The sequence below is a fragment of the Pseudonocardia sp. NPDC049154 genome, from assembly GCF_040648315.1.
Lineage (GTDB): Bacteria > Actinomycetota > Actinomycetes > Mycobacteriales > Pseudonocardiaceae > Pseudonocardia.
In genome coordinates this window covers 19,711-38,613 of record NZ_JBEZDN010000004.1, presented here as the reverse complement: position 1 = coordinate 38,613, position 18,903 = coordinate 19,711, and the positions used below count along the sequence as shown (strand labels likewise).

The 18,903-nt window shown below is 74.5% G+C and carries 17 protein-coding genes; 1 reads left to right on the top strand and 16 read right to left on the bottom strand.

Annotated elements, in window-relative coordinates:
• The 6 genes from AB0B41_RS03800 to clpB form a co-directional block, all read right to left on the bottom strand.
• Positions 1 to 771, bottom strand: a complete 771-nt coding sequence (locus AB0B41_RS03800; RefSeq protein ID WP_358198615.1) for an SDR family oxidoreductase — start codon at positions 769 to 771, stop codon at positions 1 to 3.
• 32 nt (positions 772 to 803) lie between these two features.
• Positions 804 to 1,481, bottom strand: coding sequence for a hypothetical protein (locus tag AB0B41_RS03795; RefSeq protein WP_358198613.1), 678 nt, complete (start codon positions 1,479 to 1,481; stop codon positions 804 to 806).
• 112 nt (positions 1,482 to 1,593) lie between these two features.
• Positions 1,594 to 2,514 carry a hypothetical protein gene (locus AB0B41_RS03790; RefSeq protein ID WP_358198611.1) on the bottom strand — a complete coding sequence of 307 codons (921 nt, stop codon included), beginning with the start codon at positions 2,512 to 2,514 and terminating at the stop codon, positions 1,594 to 1,596.
• Positions 2,511 to 2,834, bottom strand: a complete 324-nt coding sequence (locus tag AB0B41_RS03785) for a hypothetical protein (RefSeq protein WP_358198609.1) — start codon at positions 2,832 to 2,834, stop codon at positions 2,511 to 2,513. The genes AB0B41_RS03790 and AB0B41_RS03785 overlap by 4 nt, the downstream gene beginning before the upstream one ends.
• Entirely contained in the window at positions 2,831 to 3,157 is a 327-nt protein-coding gene (locus tag AB0B41_RS03780) for a YbaB/EbfC family nucleoid-associated protein (RefSeq protein WP_358198607.1), read from the bottom strand. The genes AB0B41_RS03785 and AB0B41_RS03780 overlap by 4 nt, the downstream gene beginning before the upstream one ends.
• 75 nt (positions 3,158 to 3,232) lie before the next feature.
• The gene (gene clpB / locus AB0B41_RS03775) at positions 3,233 to 5,845 is read right to left on the bottom strand and encodes an ATP-dependent chaperone ClpB (protein ID WP_358198604.1); all 2,613 of its coding nucleotides are present in this window, start codon (positions 5,843 to 5,845) and stop codon (positions 3,233 to 3,235) included.
• Positions 5,846 to 6,033: 188 nt separating this feature from the next.
• On the opposite strand from clpB, the gene AB0B41_RS03770 reads away from it, so the two are divergent.
• Positions 6,034 to 6,510 carry a hypothetical protein gene (locus tag AB0B41_RS03770; protein WP_358198602.1) on the top strand — a complete coding sequence of 159 codons (477 nt, stop codon included), beginning with the start codon at positions 6,034 to 6,036 and terminating at the stop codon, positions 6,508 to 6,510.
• 38 nt (positions 6,511 to 6,548) lie between these two features.
• Here AB0B41_RS03770 and AB0B41_RS03765 read toward each other — a convergent pair whose 3' ends face one another.
• From AB0B41_RS03765 to AB0B41_RS03720, 10 genes are all read right to left on the bottom strand, one after another.
• The gene (locus tag AB0B41_RS03765; RefSeq protein ID WP_358198600.1) at positions 6,549 to 7,022 is read right to left on the bottom strand and encodes a helix-turn-helix transcriptional regulator; all 474 of its coding nucleotides are present in this window, start codon (positions 7,020 to 7,022) and stop codon (positions 6,549 to 6,551) included.
• A 23-nt stretch (positions 7,023 to 7,045) separates the two neighbouring features.
• Positions 7,046 to 8,254: a molecular chaperone DnaJ gene (dnaJ, locus tag AB0B41_RS03760; protein ID WP_358198598.1), complete on the bottom strand. Its 1,209-nt coding sequence runs from the start codon at positions 8,252 to 8,254 to the stop codon at positions 7,046 to 7,048.
• A gap of 46 nt (positions 8,255 to 8,300) precedes the next feature.
• The gene (grpE, locus tag AB0B41_RS03755) at positions 8,301 to 9,035 is read right to left on the bottom strand and encodes a nucleotide exchange factor GrpE (RefSeq protein WP_358198596.1); all 735 of its coding nucleotides are present in this window, start codon (positions 9,033 to 9,035) and stop codon (positions 8,301 to 8,303) included.
• Positions 9,032 to 10,903, bottom strand: a complete 1,872-nt coding sequence (dnaK, locus tag AB0B41_RS03750) for a molecular chaperone DnaK (protein WP_358198594.1) — start codon at positions 10,901 to 10,903, stop codon at positions 9,032 to 9,034. The genes grpE and dnaK overlap by 4 nt, the downstream gene beginning before the upstream one ends.
• A 244-nt stretch (positions 10,904 to 11,147) precedes the next feature.
• Positions 11,148 to 11,588, bottom strand: a complete 441-nt coding sequence (locus AB0B41_RS03745; protein ID WP_037041957.1) for a hypothetical protein — start codon at positions 11,586 to 11,588, stop codon at positions 11,148 to 11,150.
• Between the two features lie 22 nt (positions 11,589 to 11,610).
• On the bottom strand, positions 11,611 to 12,621 hold the full coding sequence (locus AB0B41_RS03740) for a C40 family peptidase (RefSeq protein ID WP_358198592.1): 1,011 nt from the start codon (positions 12,619 to 12,621) through the stop codon (positions 11,611 to 11,613).
• A 4-nt stretch (positions 12,622 to 12,625) separates the two neighbouring features.
• Entirely contained in the window at positions 12,626 to 13,216 is a 591-nt protein-coding gene (locus tag AB0B41_RS03735) for a hypothetical protein (RefSeq protein WP_358198589.1), read from the bottom strand.
• On the bottom strand, positions 13,206 to 15,149 hold the full coding sequence (locus tag AB0B41_RS03730; protein WP_358198587.1) for a hypothetical protein: 1,944 nt from the start codon (positions 15,147 to 15,149) through the stop codon (positions 13,206 to 13,208). Before AB0B41_RS03730 ends, AB0B41_RS03735 begins: the two co-directional genes overlap by 11 nt.
• On the bottom strand, positions 15,146 to 18,076 hold the full coding sequence (locus AB0B41_RS03725) for an ATP-binding protein (protein WP_358198872.1): 2,931 nt from the start codon (positions 18,074 to 18,076) through the stop codon (positions 15,146 to 15,148). Before AB0B41_RS03725 ends, AB0B41_RS03730 begins: the two co-directional genes overlap by 4 nt.
• Positions 18,077 to 18,212: 136 nt before the next feature.
• Entirely contained in the window at positions 18,213 to 18,902 is a 690-nt protein-coding gene (locus tag AB0B41_RS03720) for a hypothetical protein (RefSeq protein ID WP_358198585.1), read from the bottom strand.
• Position 18,903 lies beyond the last annotated feature (1 nt).

Here is an 18,903-nt window from a genome sequence, read left to right as displayed (position 1 = left end):
TCAGCGCTCCCGGTCGAAGGTGGCGACCAGCCGGCGGACCACGCGGCGCGGCAGCACGCCCACCACCGACGAGATCGCCTTGTACTGCAGGCTCGGGACGGACACGACGCGCCCGTCGGCCAGGTCGGCGAGGCAGTCGTCGACCACCCGGGCGGCGTCGAGCCACAGCGGCCCGGTGCGCGCGCCGACGTCGATGCCGGCGCGCTCGTGGAACTCCGTGCGGACGAACCCGGGGCAGAGGGCCAGCGCCCGCACCCCGGTGCCGGCGAGCGAGGCGGCGACGCCCTCGGTGAACGCGGTGACCCACGCCTTGTCGGCCGTGTAGGTCGAGCCGCTGCCGGGCAGGAACCCCGCCACGCTCGACACGTTGACGACGGCGCCGCGGCCGCGGTCGACCATCCCCGGCACGACCGCCCGGGTCAGCTGCAGCACCGCGGTGACGTTGAGGTCGTGCTGCGCCTGCAGGTCCTCGGCGGAGGTGGCGAGGAAGCTGCCCCGCTGGCCCATGCCCGCGTTGTTCACGAGCAGGTCCACCGGTGCGCGGTCGGGGTCGGCGAGCCGGCGGACCACGCGGGCGCGCTCGTCCGGCGCGATCAGGTCGGCGGGCAGGACCTCCACCGAGACACCCGCCTCGCGGTACCGCGCGGCCGCCTCCTCGAGGCGCTCGACGGTGCGGGCCACGAGCACGAGGTCGCGCCCCTCGGCGGCGAGCCGGTCGGCGAAGGCGGCACCGATGCCGGAGGTGGCGCCGGTGATCAGGACGGAGGGCACGCGGGCGACACTAGTCGGCCCGGGGGCCGGGCTCAGCTGCCCGTGGTGTGGCGTGTGCCGTCGAGCGCGTGCTCGAGGGCGGTCGCGACCTCGGCGAGGTCGGCGAGCAGGTCCTGGCCGCGCTCCGGGGTGACGTCGACCGGCGCCGCGGCGAGCACCCAGGTGTCCTCGGCCCACAGCAGCTCGATGTCGTCCCCCACCGCGTCGGCGGCGTCGGCCACGCGCGCGGTGAGCAGCGGGCGGATGGCCTCGGCGTCGGAGACGAACGAGTACCGCTCGCCCACGGGCTCGAGCAGGTCCAGCCCGGCGCCGTCCGTCTCGGGCAGCGGGGCCGACGGCAGCCGCAGCTCGACGGCCGCCGGCAGGCCCTCGCGCAGCTGCACGGCCACGACCACGGCGTTGACCCTGCCCTGCTGCTCGTGGTCGAAGATGAAGCCGTGCCGGCCGCCCTCCGGGGTGGGGACGGTGCCGCTGGCCAGGTTGCGGGCGATGCCCGGCCCGCCGTTCTGCACGGTCCCGTAGCGCCAGCGGCTGGGCAGCACGGGGTCGCTGTCGAGGTACTCCCAGTCGTGCAGCGCGGCCCATCGCCTGCGGTCGCGCACCCCGGGCTCCCCGGCCCCGCCGCGCCGGCGGTCGGCGAGGAGCAGCGCGGCGCCGGCGAACAGCGCGACCACGGCGATCACGAACCAGACCCACGACGGAACACCCACGCGGCGACCCTAGCGCCGCAGGCCCGGAACGTGCGGGAACGCCACGATCACCCGTCCGGGGAAGACGGTCGAACGCGGCCGGACGGGCGCCGAACGGCACATCGGACCGTCCTCACGCGAGCGGTCGCGCGGGCTCGCCCGCCCAGCCCGCGCGCACGCCGTCGGCCTTCGTACCTTCCTTCCCCGTCTCGACGACGACATCGCGGCCGGGGCCGAGCAGCGCGTCGCCGGAGCCGCCGAGGGGCTCGAGGACCCGGGCCGCGCCGGGCACGGTGAACCTGCCCGTGACCTGCGAGAGGGCGGCGAGGAGCTCGTCGAGCCGGGCGAGCAGCGTCCGGATCCCGTCGGCGATCCGGGCGGCGAGGGTCGCGGCCTCGCCGACCGCGGAGGCGACGGCGAGCGGGGTCAGGGTGCCGGCGCTCGCGATCGAGGCCACGGCCCAGCGGGCGAGGTCCCAGAGGAACCCGGCGACGGTGTCGCGGATCAGCGCCCGCTCCACCCCGATCGTCGCCCCGGCCTCCAGCAGCCGGTCGGCCACGGCGGCGCAGCCGGCGGCGAGGCCGGTCAGCGCCTCCGCTTCCCGGGCGGCCGCGGCGCGCGCGGCGTCGGCCGCAGTTCCGGTCCAGCCCCCGAGGTCCGGGCGGCTCCGCTCCGCCGCCTCGGCGGCCGCGGCCTGCGCCCCGCGGTGCCAGTCCGTTGCCCGCGCGACGACCTCGGCCGGGTTCCCGGCGAGCCGGTCGAGGGGCTCGCGCAGGAACCCGACGTGCTCGATCAGCCAGCCGATCCCCGCCGTCGCGAGCTCGCCGAACGGGTCCGCGACGAACCCGAGCGCGTCGAGCCCGGCGCCCGCGGCGGTCCACGCCAGCGCGGCCGGATCGGGCCGGTCCGCCGCGGCCGCGTCGGCGAGGTCGGCGACGCTCGACGCCAGACCCGCGCCGTCGAACGTCCCGGGCGCCGCGGTCGCCGCGGGGACGAAGGGCGGGGCGACGGGGGCGACGTCCACCGGGACGGAGCCGGCCGCCGGGCCGGTCACGGCGAGCCCGGGCCGACCGCCCGCTCCAGCGCGAGTGCCGCGGCCAGGTCCGCCTCCCGGTAGGCCACGGCCGCCTCCCGCGCCGACGCCGCGGCGGCGACCAGGCCCCGCCGCGCGCCCTCCAGCGCGGCCACCCCGACCCCCGCCGCCTCGCTCGCCGCCCCCGCGAACAGCCGCCCGACCAGACCGAACGCGTCGGACGACAGGGCGGCCGGGCCGGGCGCCCCGCCCGCGAGCCGCCGCTCCGCCGCCTCGAGCGCGGCGGCGTGCGCCTCCAGCACCGCGGGGTCCACGGCGAACCCGCCGGACCCGCTGCTCATCGCTGCTCCAGCAGCGGGCCGAGGGCGGCCGTCGCCCGGCGGGACACCTCGGCGGCGGCGCTCGTGGTCGTCGCAACGACCAGGTCGGCCAGGGCGCCGCGGCCCAGGCCGTCGGCCGCGGGCCCGAAGACCAGCCCGGTCAACGCGCCGGTGCTGTCCACGGTGGCCCGGACGGCGCCGTCGGGGCTGGCGGCGGTGGCGGTCAAGGCCGCGATCTCGGCCTGCGCCAGCTCGGCGCGGCCCCGCAGCTCCTCGATCCGGCGCCGGTAGGCGTCGAGCCAGGCCTGCCCGTCGCTGAGAAGACTGCTGCTGGGAACACTCATGGGCGCGGACCGTAGGGTTCACGGTCCGCGCCCATGGCGCTTCGGACGATCACTTCACGATCGTCAACGGTGTGCTCAGACGGCCGCCGGCACGCCCCGGCCGACGATCAGGCCGCCGGTGCCGCCCTCGGCCGTGGGGTCGAGGTCGACACGCACGGTGTCGCCCTCGCGCACCGCGCCGGAGAGCAGCTCCTTCGCGAGCTGGTCACCGATCGCGGACTGCACCAGCCTGCGCAGCGGGCGGGCACCGAAGACCGGGTCGAAGCCGTTCATCGCCAGCCACTCGCGGGCGCCGTCGGACACCTCGAGGGTGAGCCGGCGCTTCGCCAGCCGCCGCCGCAGCACGTCGAGCTGGATGTCGACGATGTGCGTGAGCTCCTCGGTGGACAGGGCGTGGAAGACCACCACGTCGTCGAGCCGGTTGAGGAACTCGGGCTTGAAGTGCCCGCGCACCACCGACATGACGGCGTCCCTGCGGCCCTGGTCGTCGAGCGCCGGGTTCGCGATCGCCTGGCTGCCCAGGTTGGAGGTCAGCACCAGGATCGTGTTCCGGAAGTCGACGGTCCGGCCCTGGCCGTCCGTCAGCCGCCCGTCGTCGAGCACCTGCAGGAGCGTGTCGAAGACGTCCGGGTGGGCCTTCTCCACCTCGTCGAGCAGCACCACCGTGTACGGGCGGCGCCGCACGGCCTCGGTGAGCTGGCCGCCCTGGTCGTAGCCGACGTAGCCGGGGGGCGCACCGACGAGCCGGGCCACGGAGTGCTTCTCCGAGTACTCGCTCATGTCGATGCGGACCATCGCCCGCTCGTCGTCGAACAGGAACTCGGCGAGCGCCTTGGCCAGCTCGGTCTTGCCGACGCCGGTGGGGCCGAGGAACAGGAACGAGCCGGTGGGCCGGTTCTCGTCCGCGATGCCCGCGCGCGCCCGGCGGACGGCGTCGGACACCGCGCGCACCGCCTCGGTCTGGCCGACGACGCGCCGGCCGAGCTCGTCCTCCATGCGCAGGAGCTTGGCGGTCTCGCCCTCGAGCATCCGGCCCGCGGGGATGCCGGTCCAGGCGCTCACGACGTCCGCGACGTCGTCCGGGCCGACCTCCTCCTTGAGCATGACCTCCTCGTGGCGCTCCACGACGGCGGTCTTCTCGGCGAGCTCCTTCTCCAGCTGCGGGATGCGGCCGTAGCGCAGCTCGGCGGCGCGGCCGAGGTCGCCGTCGCGCTCGGCGCGCTCCGACTCGCCCTTCAGCTGCTCGAGCTGCTCCTTGAGCTCACGGGTGGCCTCGATGGCCGTCTTCTCGTTCTGCCAGCGCGCGGTGAGCGCCGAGAGCTCCTCGCGCTTCTCGGCGAGCTCGGCGCGCAGGGCCGACAGCCGCTCCTTCGACGCCTCGTCGGACTCCTTGGCCAGCGCCATCTCCTCGATCTCCAGCCGGCGCACGGAGCGCTCGACCGTGTCGATCTCGACGGGCCGGGAGTCGATCTCCATCCGGAGCCGGGACGCGGCCTCGTCGACCAGGTCGATGGCCTTGTCCGGGAGGAACCGGGCGGTGATGTAGCGGTCCGAGAGCGTGGCCGCGGCGACCAGGGCGGCGTCGGTGATCCGCACGCCGTGGTGCACCTCGTAGCGCTCCTTGAGCCCGCGCAGGATGCCGACGGTGTCCTCGACGCTCGGCTCGCCGACCAGCACCTGCTGGAAGCGGCGCTCGAGGGCCGGGTCCTTCTCGATGTGCTGGCGGTACTCGTCGAGCGTGGTGGCGCCGACCATCCGCAGCTCGCCGCGCGCGAGCATCGGCTTGATCATGTTGCCGGCGTCCATCGCGCCCTCGCCGGTCGCGCCTGCACCGACGATGGTGTGCAGCTCGTCGATGAAGGTGATGACCTCACCGGCGGAGTCCGTGATCTCCTTCAGGACGGCCTTGAGCCGCTCCTCGAACTCGCCGCGGTACTTCGCGCCGGCGACCATCGAGCCCAGGTCCAGGGCCACGACGCGCTTGCCGCGCAGCGACTCCGGGACGTCGCCCGCCACGATCCGCTGGGCCAGGCCCTCGACGATCGCGGTCTTGCCGACGCCGGGCTCGCCGATCAGCACCGGGTTGTTCTTGGTGCGCCGGGACAGCACCTGCACCACGCGGCGGATCTCGGTGTCCCGTCCGATGACGGGGTCGAGCTTGCCCTCGCGGGCGCGGGCGGTCAGGTCCTGGCCGTACTTCTCCAGCGCCTGGTAGGTGCCCTCGGGGTCGGGGCTGGTGACGCGGGACGAACCGCGGACCTTGCCGAACGCCTCGCGCAGCGCCTCGGGGGTGGCGCCGTGGCGGCGCAGCAGCTGGCTCACCGGGCCGCCCTTGTCGGCCAGGCCGACGAGGAGGTGCTCGGTCGAGACGTACTCGTCCCCCATCTCGGTGGCGAGCTGCTGGGCGGCGTTGATCGCGGCCAGCGCGTCCCGGTTGAGCTGGGGTGCGGCCACCGTGGAGCCGGAGGCCGACGGCAGCCGGTTGCCGAGCTGGGTCAGCTCGGCGCGCACGGCCGCGGCGTCGGCGCCGACGGCGGCGAGCAGCGGAGCGGCGATCCCGTCCCCCTGGGCCAGCAAGGCGCCGAGCAGGTGGGTGGGACCGACGTCCGGGTTGCCGGCCAGCGCGGCGGCCTGCGCGGCGGCCGAGATCGCCTGCTGGGTCTTGGTGGTGGGGTTGAAGGAATCCATCCCCGTGTCTCCTCGGATCGTGCGGTCTCCGGGCACGTGGTGTGCCCTCTCGTACTCCTCAACGGCAGGAAAGTTGAGTCTGTTCCACTCAACGCGGAGAAAGTCTACGCATCGCGCCCCCGGGATGGCCGGCGGGCCGCCGGCCGCGGTCGCGGCGGGAGCATGATCGGCGCGCTAGCGTGCACCGCATGGCAGAGAACGTCGTGGTGGTGACCGGTGCCGAGCCCGGGGAGGTGCTCGACGTGCTCGGCGCGCTCGACGGCGCGGGCTCGCTGGAGCTGCGGGCCGCGGCGATCGTGCACCGCGACGCCGACGGCGCGCTCTCCCTCGACCACGAGACCGGCGACGCGGTGTCCTTCACCGAGCGGCACCCGCGCCTCGGCGCGCTGGTCACGCTGCTGCTCGGGCCGATCGACACCCTGCTGTTCGGCAACCAGCTGGTGTCCCTCTACGGCGCCGCCGAGCAGAGCCCGGAGGAGCTGGCGATCGGGCACCTGGCCCGGACGGTGCCGGCCGGCGGCACGGCCGTGATCGCCGACGTCGACGAGCCGGACCCCGGCCTGCTCGACGCGAAGCTGCCGGGCGCGACCCTGGCCCGGCGCCCCTACGCGGACGTCGAGCGGGAGATCGACGCGACCCGCGAGGGCTCCGCCGAGAACGGCTGAACCCCGCACCGCGCGGTACGGGGTCCGGCACACCTGTCTCAGTCCTGCGGGTCGGAACGGCGGCGCGGGGCCCGCGGCTTCCACACCACGACCTGCGAGCCCCGTTCCGTCGGGACCAGGTCGCGGCGGTAGCTCTGGTGCACCATCGCGGCCGCCTGCTCGGCCGCCGCGTGCGCGGCCGCCAGCTCCTCGGTCAGCTCCTCGACCCGGGAGCGCAGCTGGTCGACCAGCTGCTCCAGCTCGATGATCCGCTTCACCCCGGCGAGGTTCACGCCCTCCTCCTGGGAGAGCCGCTGGACCTCGCGGAGCAGCGCGATGTCGCGGGCCGAGTAGCGCCGGCCGCCGCCGGGGGACCGGCCGGGGCTCACCAGCCCCAGCCGGTCGTAGCTGCGCAGGGTCTGCGCGTGCAGGCCCGACAGCTCGGCGGCGATGGAGATCACGAAGACCGGGGTGTCCTGGCCCGCGCCGGGCGGGAGGGCGCCCTCGGGGCCACGGCCGTCACGATCCGACATGTCCCCTCACCTCGTCCTCGTGCTCAGCGTTCGCCCGCGAGCAGGTCCGCCCGCGGGTCGGACGCCTTCGTCGCGTCCGCGTACTCCTGCAGCGCCGCCGCGGCGGCCTCGTCGAGCCGCTGCGGGATCGCGACCTCGACGGTGACGAGGAGGTCGCCGGCGCCCTTCTTCGCCTGCACGCCGCGCCCGCGGACCCGGAAGGTCCGGCCGCTCTGGGTCCCCGCGGGGATCTTGAGCGACACCGTGGAGTCGAGCGTCGGCACGGTCAGCGTCGCACCCTGGACGAGCTCGGGGAAGGTCACCGGCACCTTCAGGGTGAGGTCGTTCGGGTTCTTCGCCGAGCGCCCGAAGACCCGGTGCGGCGTGACGCTCATCCGCACGTAGAGGTCGCCGGGCGGCCCGCCGAAACGGCCCGGCTCGCCCTTGCCGGGCAGCCGGATGCGCTGCCCGTCGTCGACCCCCGCCGGCACGCGGACGGTCAGCGTGCGCACCTTGGTGCTCACGCCGTCGCCGCCGCACTCCGGGCAGGGCTCGTCGACGACCCGGCCGGTGCCGCGGCAGTCGCGGCACGGCTCGGAGAAGGCGAACGCCCCCTGGCTGCGGCTGACCACGCCCGCACCGCCGCAGATCGGGCAGGTGTGGGAACCGGTGCCGGGCTTGGCCCCGGAGCCGTGGCAGGTGTCGCAGGTCCCGGGCGAGGAGATGTTCAGCGTCATGGTGGCGCCGCGCACCGCGTCCTCGAACGGGATCGTCAGCCTGCTCTCGACGTCCGCACCCTGCTGCGGGCGCTGCCCGCCGGAGTAGCCCCCGGCGGCGGGGCCGCCGCCGCGGTTGCCGAACAGGTTGCCGAAGAGGTCGCCGAGACCACCGGCGCCCCCCGAGCCGGCCCCCTGGCCGAACAGGTCGCCCAGGTCGAAGCCCTGGGCGCCGCCCTGACCGGGGAACCCGCCCGGGAAGCCCTGGCCGCCCGGGAAGCCGCCGGAGAACCCGCCGCCGGCGAACAGCTTGCGGGTCTCGTCGTACTCCGTGCGCTTCTCCGGGTCGGAGAGCACGCCGTAGGCCTCGGAGACGGCCTTGAACCGGGTCTCGGCCGCGGCGTCGCCCGGGTTGGCGTCGGGGTGCAGCTCGCGGGCGAGCTTGCGGTACGCCTTCTTGATCTCCGAGTCCGACGCCGAGGACGAGACGCCCAGCTCACGGTAGAAATCCTTCTCGATCCAGTCCCGCTGGGTCATCCCGCCTCCTTCCGGTGTGTCCGTGTGGGGTGTCCGAGTGCCCGGCTCAGGCCGGGTTGGTGGGCTCGTCCGGCGAGGGCGCCGGGCCCGGCTCACCGGCCGGCGCGTCGGGCACCTCGGCGGCGGCCGGCACCTCGGACTCGGGCCGGTCGGCGACGGTGACCATCGCGGGCCGCAGCACGCGGTCCGCCATGCGGTAGCCGCGCCGCAGCACCGCGGTCAGCACGGTGACCGTGGGCCCGGGGGCCTCGGCCGGCTCGTGCTGGACGGCCTCGTGCAGCGCCGGGTCGAACGGCTCGCCGTCCGCCCCGAAGGCCTCGAGCCCGAGACGGGTCGCCACGCCCACGACCTTGTCCGCCACCGACTTGAACGGGCCGTTGAGGTCGCCGTGCTGCTCGGCGCGCTCGATGTCGTCGAGCACCGTGAGCAGGTCGGACACGAACGAGACGCGCGCGGCCACGACCACGCCCTCCCGGTCCCGGTCCACCCGGCGCCGGTAGTTGGCGTACTCGGCGGAGACGCGCTGCAGGTCCGCGGTGCGCTCCTCCAGCTGCTTCTCGAGGTCGGCGATCCGGGGGTCGTCCAGCTCGATCTCGGGCTCGGGCTCACCACCGGGGGCGGCCCCGGCCGGGGCGCCGGCAGCCTGCTGGCTGCCGACGTCGGCCGAGGACCGGACCTCCCCCGTCAGGGGGTCGATCCGGCGCCGGTCGCGGACGCGGACCGGCTCCTCCTGCTCCCCCACCGGGCCCGGCCTGCGGTCGGATCCGTACGGGGTGCTCACTTGTCCTTCTTCTCCTCGTCGTCGACGATCTCGGCGTCCACCACGTCGTCGGCACCGGCCTGCTGACCCGTGGCGCCGGCGCCCGGGTTCTCCCCGGCCGCGCCGCCCGGGGCGCCCTCGGCGCCCGGCTGCTGGTAGAGGGCCTGGCCGAGCTTCTGCGACTCGGTGGCGAGCTTCTCCATCGCGGACTTGATCGCGTCGGTGTCGGTGCCCTTGAGGGCCTCCTGCACCTCGCCGAGCGCGGAGTTCACCGAGTCCTTGACGTCCGCCGGGACCTTGTCCTCGTTGTCCTTGACGAACTTCTCCGTCTGGTACACGAGGGTCTCGGCCTGGTTGCGGACCTCGGCCTCCTCACGCCGCTTCTTGTCCTCCTCGGCGTGCAGCTCGGCCTCGCGCATCATCCGGTCGATCTCGTCCTTGCCCAGGGCGGACCCGCCGGTGATCGTCATGTCCTGGCTCTTGCCGGTGCCCTTGTCGACCGCGGAGACCTTCACGATGCCGTTGGCGTCGATGTCGAAGGAGACCTCGATCTGCGGCACGCCGCGCGGGGCCGGCGGCAGCCCGGTCAGCTCGAACATGCCGAGCTTCTTGTTGTAGGCCGCGATCTCGCGCTCGCCCTGGTAGACCTGGATCTGCACCGACGGCTGGTTGTCGTCCGCCGTCGTGAAGATCTCGGACTTCTTGGTCGGGATCGTGGTGTTGCGCTCGATCAGCTTGGTCATCACGCCGCCCTTGGTCTCGATGCCGAGGGACAGCGGGGTGACGTCGAGCAGCAGGACGTCCTTGACCTCACCGCGCAGGACACCGGCCTGCAGCGCGGCACCGACGGCGACGACCTCGTCCGGGTTGACGCCCTTGTTCGGCTCCTTGCCGCCGGTCAGCTCCTTGACGAGCTCGGTCACGGCCGGCATGCGGGTCGAGCCGCCGACGAGGACCACGTGGTCGATGTCCTTGACCGCGATGCCGGCGTCCTTGATCACCTGGTTGAACGGCGCGCGGGTGCGGTCGAGCAGGTCCGAGGTGATGCGCTGGAACTCGGCGCGGGACAGCGTCTCGTCGAGGAACAGCGGGTTCTTGTCGCTGTCGACGGTGATGTAGGGCAGGTTGATCGTGGCGCTCGAGGAGCTGGAGAGCTCGATCTTGGCCTTCTCCGCGGCCTCGCGGAGCCGCTGCATCGCCATCTTGTCCTTGGTCAGGTCGATGCCGTGGCTGCCCTTGAACTTGTCGACGAGCCAGGTGACGATCCGCTCGTCCCAGTCGTCGCCACCGAGGTGGTTGTCGCCGTTGGTGGCCTTGACCTCCACGACGCCGTCGCCGATCTCGAGCAGCGAGACGTCGAAGGTGCCGCCGCCGAGGTCGAAGACGAGGATCGTCTGCTCGGTCTCGCCCTTGTCGAGCCCGTAGGCCAGCGCGGCCGCGGTGGGCTCGTTGACGATCCGCAGGACGTTGAGTCCCGCGATCTGGCCGGCCTCCTTGGTGGCCTGGCGCTGCGCGTCCTCGAAGTACGCCGGGACGGTGACCACCGCGTCGGTGACCTCCTCGCCCAGGTACGCCTCCGCGTCCCGCTTGAGCTTCTGCAGCACGCGGGCGCTGATCTCCTGCGCGGCGTAGCTCTTCCCGTCGATCTCGGGGGTCTTCCAGTCCGAGCCGATGAACCGCTTCACCGAGCGGAACGTCCGGTCCGCGTTGGTGACGGCCTGGTTCTTCGCGGACTGGCCGACGAGGACCTCGCCGTTGCGCGCGAACGCCACGACCGAGGGCGTGGTGCGGCTGCCCTCGGAGTTGGCGATCACCGTCGGCTCCCCGCCCTCCAGGACGGAGACGACGGAGTTGGTGGTCCCGAGGTCGATACCGACCGCACGAGCCATGGTGTGTGCCTCCGTGTCGAACACTGTGTAGAACTGTCGGGTTCCGTACCGCCGTTGAGCGGATCGGGCTCAAGTTTCGCGAATCGAGGCGCTTGCCGTCAACCCGGCCTTGAGCCTAGCTCACTCAACTTGCTGCCCGATCCAACGGGCGGCGTACCCGACTTGTTCCCACCCGACTCAACTTTTGCGTGGATCGCGGAGTCTGCCGTCGTCTAGCGGAGGAACGAGAAAGCCGTAGAGCCCCTTACAACGCGGGAGCGGGCCGCGGCGGCGGCACCTCGTCCCCCGGGCGCGGGAGCGTCTCCTCGACCGGGGCCAGGGCCCGGTGGTGCTCCGGGTCGGCCACCGCCTCGCCGGTGGCGTCCCGGTACTCCAGCCCGCCCTCGGGGTCGAGGTCGGCGACGTACCCGGCCGCGGCCAGCTGCTCCTCGTCGAGGTCGCGCAGCAGCTCCCAGCGGCTCGGCACCACGCGGTAGTCCGGCCAGTCCAGGTGGCCGTAGGCGTCGTGCAGGTCGGCCAGCAGCCCGGCGAACACCTGCTGCCAGCGCAACGGCATCGCCTCGGCGAGCCCGCGCGGCACCACCAGGTAGTCCGGGCCGGCGCCCGGCGCCGGGCGGTCGAGGTAGTCGGCCAGGGGCGTGGTCGAGCGCGGGCGGGACGGACGGGACGCGTCCGGGCGGGCCATCGTGCGTGCTCCCGAATGGGGTTCAGGCGGTGTTGGAGGGGGTGCCGGGACGGGTCGCGAGGGGCACCAGCTCCTTGTAGTCCCAGTTTACGGGCTGCACCCGGACGTTCTGCCCGCTGTAGGGCGCCTCGACCATCTGGTCGTTGCCCAGGTACAGGAACACGTGGTGGATCGTCGTCGGGTCGGTGCGGTCGTAGGCGTAGAACATCAGGTCACCGGCCTGCGCCTGGCGGACGGGGAGGTGCCCGCCGGCCTTGTACTGGTCCCGGGACACCCGGGGGAGCTTGATCCCGGCCTTCTCGAACGCCCGCAGCATCAGCCCCGAGCAGTCGTAGGTGTTCGGGCCGGTGGCGCCCCAGACGTACGGCTTGCCGACCTCGCCCAGGGCGAACTCGACGGCCGTCCGGGCGACCCCCGCCGGGAGCTCGGCCGAGCCGCTCCCGCAACCGGCGGGGTCGGTGACGTCGCCGAGCTGCTCGACGAGGTCCGCCGCGAGCCCCTCCCACTTCGCGTAGGCGCTGGGGAAGGCCGACCGCTGCACGGTCTGCGCGGCCACCGTGACCGGCTGGTCCTCCCAGTCCGGCACCTGCAGCAGCCGGTCGTAGAAGATCCGCGCGCTGTAGTTCGGGTCGGTGACCTGCGCCGGCGAGCCCCAGCCCTGGGAGGGCCGCTGCTGGAACAGCCCCAGCGAGTCCCGGTCGCCGTAGTCGATGTTGCGCAGGGTCGACTCCTGCATCGCCGTGGCCAGCGCCACCAGCCACGCCCGCGGCGGAGCCTGCAGCTCCTTGCCGACGCCGATGATCGTCGCGGCGTTCTGCCGCTGCTCGTCCGTCAGCGTGTCGATGGTGGCGCCCGCCGCGCCCCCGCGCCCGACGGTTCCGATCGGCCCGATGCCGGCGTCGCACCCGCTGGTGACCCGCTGCTGTCCGGCGTTGGGCGCGAAGGCGAGGAAACCGAGCGTCAGGAAGACGACGAGCGCGACGCCGATCGCGACGAAGGGCAGCAGCAGCCGCAGCGGCCGGAGCAGGCGCACGGCATCAGGCCCGGTCGTAGCCGGAGACGCGCCAACCCGCCTCGGTGTCGACGACCGTGACCTGCAGGGTCAGCGCGTCCGTCGGCACGTCGACGACGACGGACGCGGGGGACACCTGGGTGGCCGTCGCCGAGCCGGTCACCCGGGTCGCCGGGATGTTGGCCGGGTCGACGCCGGTGAGCGTGCCGACGTACTCCGGCGTCGTGTACGGGACGAGCGAGTCCACCCACTGCTGGTTCGTGGTGCCCGCGGGGTGCGTGGCCCAGGCGGTGGCCCAGTTCTGCGCCACCTGCAGCGCCTCGGCCGGGGCGGCGGAGAGCGGCAGGGTGGTCGGGGTCAGGGCCGCCACCGGCGGGAGGGCCGTCGGGGTGGGCGAGGCGGGGGCCCGCGCCCCGGTCGTGGTCGTCGTCGCGCCGGGCTGCTTCACCAACGGCGCCTGCGCGGGCGGGCGGAGCGCGCCCACGCCCAGGCTGACCAGCACGGCCAGGCCCAGCACGACGACGACGGTGACCGCGAGCCGCAGCGGGGTGCGCAGGGGCCACGACCACACCGCCCGGTAGGCGGCCGCGCGCCCGCGCGGGGACCTAATCGGCATCGCGGCCCGTCCGGGCGGGGCGGTAGATGCGGTAGACCGGGACGCCGTCGACGAGCTCGGCGTCGACCGGGCGGGCCTGGACGGCCCGGGCCGCCCCCGCGTCCGACCTGCGGTAGATCACGCGCTCGTCGATCTCGCTGGGGTCGGTGCGCGCGGGGTACGCGCCGGTCGCCGCGGGGGCCGGGGACCCGCCCGCGGGCAGGGCCGGACGGCGCGCGGCCGAGATGGCGGCGGCGTCCGCGCCGGTGACCTCGGCGTGCCGCCGCGGGGTGCGCGCACCCGGACCCGCCGGGGTGACCGTGGCCTGCACGGGAGGGACGCGGGAGTACTCGGCCTCGGGTCGCACGGCGTCGGGGTCGTCCCCGGCGCCGGACCCGCGGCGCTCGTTCCACCAGCGGCCCTGCCGGTCCTCGGGATCCGCGCCGCGGACCCGCTGCCACACCCGCGACATGGGGCCGCCGCCGATCGACGGCACGATCCCGCCGAACTGGTCCCTGGTCAGCGACACCATCGACACCAGCCGCCGGAAGGGCCGCGCCACTGCCCACAGCACCACCGTGACCACACCCGTGACCAGCAACGACAACCAGAGGTCGATGCCGGCGCCGGGCCGGAACAGCGACACCACCAGCAGCGCGTGCAGCCCGGCGAGCGCCCCCACGATGATCGTGTTGACGATCGCGGCACCGGCCACGCGCAGCAGCGCGGGCAGCACGTCCGGCTTCAGCACGGCCACCACGGCGATCGCCGGCGCCGTCATCACCATCAGCCGCAGCAGCAGCATCGCGACCAGCACGAGCACCTTCGACAGCAGCTGGAACAGCGCGATGCACACGGCCTGCACCACCGAGAGCACGCCGACGCCGACCCGGCTGCCGGACTCGCCCTGGAAGTAGCTGTACCGGTCGCCCATCTGCCCGGCGAGCGTGGCGTAGTCGTTCTTCTTCTGCTCGGCCAGCTGCGGGGTGTCCTGCCCCTCGGCGACCTCGTTGATCGTGAAGGTCGACGCCCGCAGCAGCGGCCGGCCGAGGTCCGTGGCCTGCGGGACGTCCGGCGAGCCGAAGTTGCCGCGCAGCCAGTTCGTGTAGACGACCTGGTCGACCAGCACCGTCGGCAGCGTGTCCCGGTCGCCCAGGCCGACCTGGGAGAGGAAGCCCTCCTGCATCTGCGTGACGCCGTCGAGCAGCAGCGTGTCCGCCGCCCGCGCCCAGTTCACCGGGGCCAGGTAGGCCGCGCCGGCCAGCACCAGGGCGCCGAGCGCGAACGCCGCCCGCTGCGTCTGCCGGGCCAGGTCGCCGCGCAGCGCCAGGACCAGCAGGATCACCGCGAGGATCACCAGCGCCACGCCGATCCAGAGCGTGAACACCGAGTCGTACATGGCCCGGGTGGCCGCGGTGATCACGTTGTCCAGCGGGTCGAGCAGGGCCCCGCCGTCGGCGATCAGGTAGTGCGCCCAGTTCACGCCGCCCACGGCGAACTTCGCGACGTTGAACGTCTGGTTGCCGAGCCACGTGTCCGTGGTCGTCGCCGGGTTGAGGACGCCGCCGGCGCAGCCCAGGTCGTAGTTGTGCCAGGTCATCCCGGCGTAGCCGACCTCGCGGTACACCGAGCCGGGCTCGCCGCCGTCGGGCCGGGGCGGGTCCAGCGAGCCGACGAGCCCGGTGCCGGGGCGGTCCGGCTCGGGGCTCTGCTTGCAGTCGAAGCCCTGCGCGACGGCCGGGCTGCCGACCAGTCCGCTGCCCGCCACCACGGCGAGGACCAGCAGGAGGGCGGCGCCGCGGCGACGGCGCGGGGCCCCGGCCTGCTCGCGAGCCCTTCGGCGGGCACGGTCCTTGCGCAGGGCGACCACCACGGCGGCGACCAGGACGAGCAGTACCGCCAGGAGCCCGGTGGTCCCGCCGGTCGACGCCGTGACGGACGCCGCGGCGCTCACCGCCCGCCCTCGCCGGGGGCGCCGGAGCGGGCGCGCTCGGCGGCGACGTCGCCGGGATCGTCCGTGGCCGGACGGCCGTCGCTCCCGTGCCCGTCGTGGACCGGGCGGTCCTCCCCGACCGACGTCGGCTCGGCGAGGTCGTCGTCCAGGTCCGCCCAGCCCTCCTCCAGGTCGTCGAGGAGGTCGAGCTGCTCGTCGTCGAGGGCGTCGAGGTCCGGCTCCGGCGAGCCCGGGACCACCCGCACCCCGTCGTCCCAGCCCGGCCGGCCCGGCCCGACGCGGGTGGCCTCACCGGTGCGGATCTCGGGGGCGGACAGGTCGACGGGGTCCAGGTCCTCGTCCAGATCGATTCCGCCCGGTGGCACGACCACCTGCCGCGCGCCGACGGGGCGCGGCTCGTCGGGCGCCCGCCCGGAGTCCGCCGCGAGCACCGGGGCGCCGCTGACGGCGACCCGGCTGGCGTCGGGGTTGGTGTCGAGAGCCTCGCGGACGTGGTCCAGGTGGGGCGCCTCGAGGTCGATCCGGATCTTCTCGACGCCGCCGTGCCCGTCGGCGAACACGAACTGCCGCGGGGTGTCGTCCGGCCGGTCGTCGTGCCGCGGGCGTGGGGAGAGCGTGCTCAGCATCTGCTCGTAGCCGACGCCGGTGGGGACCCGGAGCAGGCGCAGCGCGTCCGTCTGGGCCTCCTCGTCGTCCGTGCGGCCGACGAACACGGCGTTGACCAGCGACGCGAACCCGGAGACCCGCAGCAGGTCGCCCGCCAGCTGGGAGGCGAACAGCGCCCGGACGTTGAACTTGCGGGAGTCGCGGGCGAGCCGGTCGATCAGCACCTTGCCGGTGGGCACCTGGGACAGGAAGTGCGTCTCGTCGAGCGCGACGCCCTTGCGCAGGTTGCGGTCGGCGTCGTAGATCGTGCGCTGGGTCAGCCAGGACGCCAGGTTGAGCAGCTCGACGGCCAGCGCCTCGTTGTCCGTCCACTCCTCGCGCGGGCTGCCGGGCCGCGGCAGCGTCATGCCCTGCATGGTGAGCACGGTCAGCCGGTAGTCCCGGTCGGCGGCCCAGGGGTCGTCCCGGCTCGTGTCCGGGAATAGCAGCGCGGCCTGCGGGAGCTCGCGGCGCTCCTCGAGGAAGTCCGCGACCACCCCGGCGTGCTCCTCGCCGTCGCGCTGGTGCCGGCGCAGCGCGTCGATCACCAGGCCGGGGTGCCGGTCCGGGGCGCCGCCGACCTCGCGCACCGCGCGGAGCAGCACGATCCGGGTGTGCGGGAGCCGGGCGACGTCGTAGGGCAGCAGGCCGGTGAGCACGTCGAGCACCAGGCGGCGGCGGGTGGCGGCGGCCAGGGACCGCTCGCGGCGCCAGGACCGTTCGGGGTCCTCGTCGTCGGCGAAGTGCTCGGGCCGCGGCTCGGCGACCACCCGGTACGGGTTGAGGATGCCCGGGTCGGCACGGAGCAGGTTGATGTGCCGGGAGAAGGAGGCCAGCTCCGGCAGCCGGGTCAGCTCGGCCAGCGGGCCCGACGGGTCGAGCACCGTCCACCGTGCACCCGCGCGGAGCGTCTTGTAGACGATCAGGCCGGTGAGGAAGGATTTGCCGGACCCCAGCCCGCCGACGACGGCCGTGAGGCCGGAGGCCCGCCGGACCTCCTGCGCGAGCCAGGGGTCCCAGGCCACGGGCCGTCGGGTCGCGGTGCAGGTCTCGCCGAGCATGATCCCGCGCCGGTCGCCCACGCTGGCCGTCGCGGCCGGCACCGCGGCCGCCGCCCAGGTCACCGACCCGCGCCGGCGGTACGCCGTGGACGCCATCGCCTCGCCGGGGATGAACTCGCGGGCGTAGCGGTACTGCGCCTCCGGGTGCTCGATCTGCACCTTCGGCGAGTACAGGTCCAGCACCTGCTGGGCGCGCTGGATGGCCTCGCCCTCGTCCGGCCCGGAGACGGCGATGCGCCACCAGCCGTAGAGCCGCGTGTTGAGCTGGGTCAGGCCGCTGGTGAGCTCGTCCTCGACCTCGAGCACGCGGTCGGCCTGGCGGGCCAGCGACATCGGCGGCTCGAGGTCGTGGTCGTGGGTGTAGTGCCGGATCTGGCTGCGCACCTTCCCCATCTGGCGCTGCAGCTCCCCGGCCACCTCCTCCGGCTTGCGGATGTACATCCGCGCCGACCACTCCACGGGGAAGGGGAGCCGGTCGGAGTGCTGCATCCACGGGTCGTCGACCTCGGGGATGCGCAGGCCCTCCATCAGGCCGAGGGAGAGGACCGCGACGTCCCGGGTGACGGCCTGGCCGCGCACGCGGCCGGTCACCTTCACCGTGGGGGCGTAGGGCTCCTGGTGCAGCTCGACGCCGTCCGTGAAGGCCGCGAGGTCCTCCTCCTCCCAGCGGGTCACACCCACCGGGACCGACGACAGGCTGCGCGGGGCGGGCAGGCCGAGCGCGACCGAGCGGTGCATCAGCCAGGCCATGTCCGACGCCGAGGCGGGCACGCCGTCGAGCCCCGAGCCCGCCACGAGCGCGTCGAGGTGGTTGAGCTCGGACTCCAGCGCGGACAGCTCGGCCCGCACCGCCGCCGGCACGACCCGCCCCAGCACCGGAGCCGCCCGCTCGACCCAGCGGTCGAGCATGCTGCGGCCCGACACCTCGACGCCGAGGAAGACCTCCTTGTCGCTCATGGACAGTCCCATGAGGTGGCGCTGCTCGCCCTCCAGGAAGCCGTCCCAGCCCAGGGCGCCCGGGACGTCGGGCATCCGGCCGAGGGCGTTCTTGTCGAACGACTCCGCCCACATGTGCACCGGGTACGGGCGGGTGGTCACGCGCAGGTGCAGCCACCGGCCCTGCAGCTCGCCGAGCTGCGCCGCGATCTGCCGGATGAGGATCTCGCGCTGGCTGTCGCTGCGGAAGCTCCATGCCTGCGGGGACAGCCGGTACCAGGCCATGACCTGGGTGGACGTGCGGGTGACGTGCCCGTCGATGCTGCGCAGCGCGATCGTGGGGCTGAACTTGGGGAGCTTGGCGTCGCCCTGCAGGGAGCGACCGGCGGGGCGGCGGCCGTCGCGGAAGGGATCGCGCTTCTCACGCGCGGCCACGGCCGGACCCCTTCCACCCGTTGTTCGCGGCGGCCTCGCGGCGCTGCGCCGAGGTCGCCCAGGGCTGCGGCGCGGCGGGCCTGCGCCCGACGCGACGCGGGGCGGCTCTCGGAGCGGGCTCCGGAGCGGGCCTCGGTGCGGTGTCCGGTGCGGTGTTCGGCGCCGTCGTCGGGGCGGCCTGCGGGGTGGCCTCGACCGGGGCGACGTCCCGCAGCACGGGCGCGGCCTCGACGACCTGCGGGACGGGCTCGAGCTCGGCTTCGGGTGCGGTCCGCTCGGCCGGCCGCGGCTCCGGGACGGCCGGGCGGCCCTTCCGCGGCAGGGCCCGCCGGGTGCGGACGTGCGCGAACCGCACGGGCCCGCCCGCGCCGCGCCGGCGCCGGCGGGGACCCGTGACCTCGTGCCGGAAGTGCTCGGCGACCTGGCTCAGCGGGCGCTCGTAGCCGATCTTCTTGCCCAGGAAGCGGGTGGCGACCACGGTCAGCACCAGCGCCCAGGCCACGGAGAAGAAGTCCAGCCCGATGCCGATCCGGCGCTGCAGGAACATGATCACGATCATGACGAGCAGGCCGACACCGTAGGAGACGTACCGCGCGCGCCAGGGAAAGGTCGCGCGCGGCGGACCCAGCCAGACGGAGTCGACCCGGTACACCTCGTCGTCGGTGCGGACCAGCACG

Bases quoted from the DNA above. Each gene is read 5' to 3' on its own strand.
- AB0B41_RS03785 (WP_358198609.1), bottom strand. From the start codon at position 2,834: ATGAGCAGCGGGTCCGGCGGGTTCGCCGTGGACCCCGCGGTGCTGGAG.
- AB0B41_RS03780 (WP_358198607.1), bottom strand. From the start codon at position 3,157: ATGAGTGTTCCCAGCAGCAGTCTTCTCAGCGACGGGCAGGCCTGGCTC.
- clpB (WP_358198604.1), bottom strand. From the start codon at position 5,845: ATGGATTCCTTCAACCCCACCACCAAGACCCAGCAGGCGATCTCGGCC.
- AB0B41_RS03770 (WP_358198602.1), top strand. From the start codon at position 6,034: ATGGCAGAGAACGTCGTGGTGGTGACCGGTGCCGAGCCCGGGGAGGTG.
- AB0B41_RS03765 (WP_358198600.1), bottom strand. From the start codon at position 7,022: ATGTCGGATCGTGACGGCCGTGGCCCCGAGGGCGCCCTCCCGCCCGGC.
- dnaJ (WP_358198598.1), bottom strand. From the start codon at position 8,254: ATGACCCAGCGGGACTGGATCGAGAAGGATTTCTACCGTGAGCTGGGC.
- dnaK (WP_358198594.1), bottom strand. From the start codon at position 10,903: ATGGCTCGTGCGGTCGGTATCGACCTCGGGACCACCAACTCCGTCGTC.
- AB0B41_RS03745 (WP_037041957.1), bottom strand. From the start codon at position 11,588: ATGGCCCGCCCGGACGCGTCCCGTCCGTCCCGCCCGCGCTCGACCACG.
- AB0B41_RS03735 (WP_358198589.1), bottom strand. From the start codon at position 13,216: ATGCCGATTAGGTCCCCGCGCGGGCGCGCGGCCGCCTACCGGGCGGTG.
- AB0B41_RS03725 (WP_358198872.1), bottom strand. From the start codon at position 18,076: ATGGCCTGGTACCGGCTGTCCCCGCAGGCATGGAGCTTCCGCAGCGAC.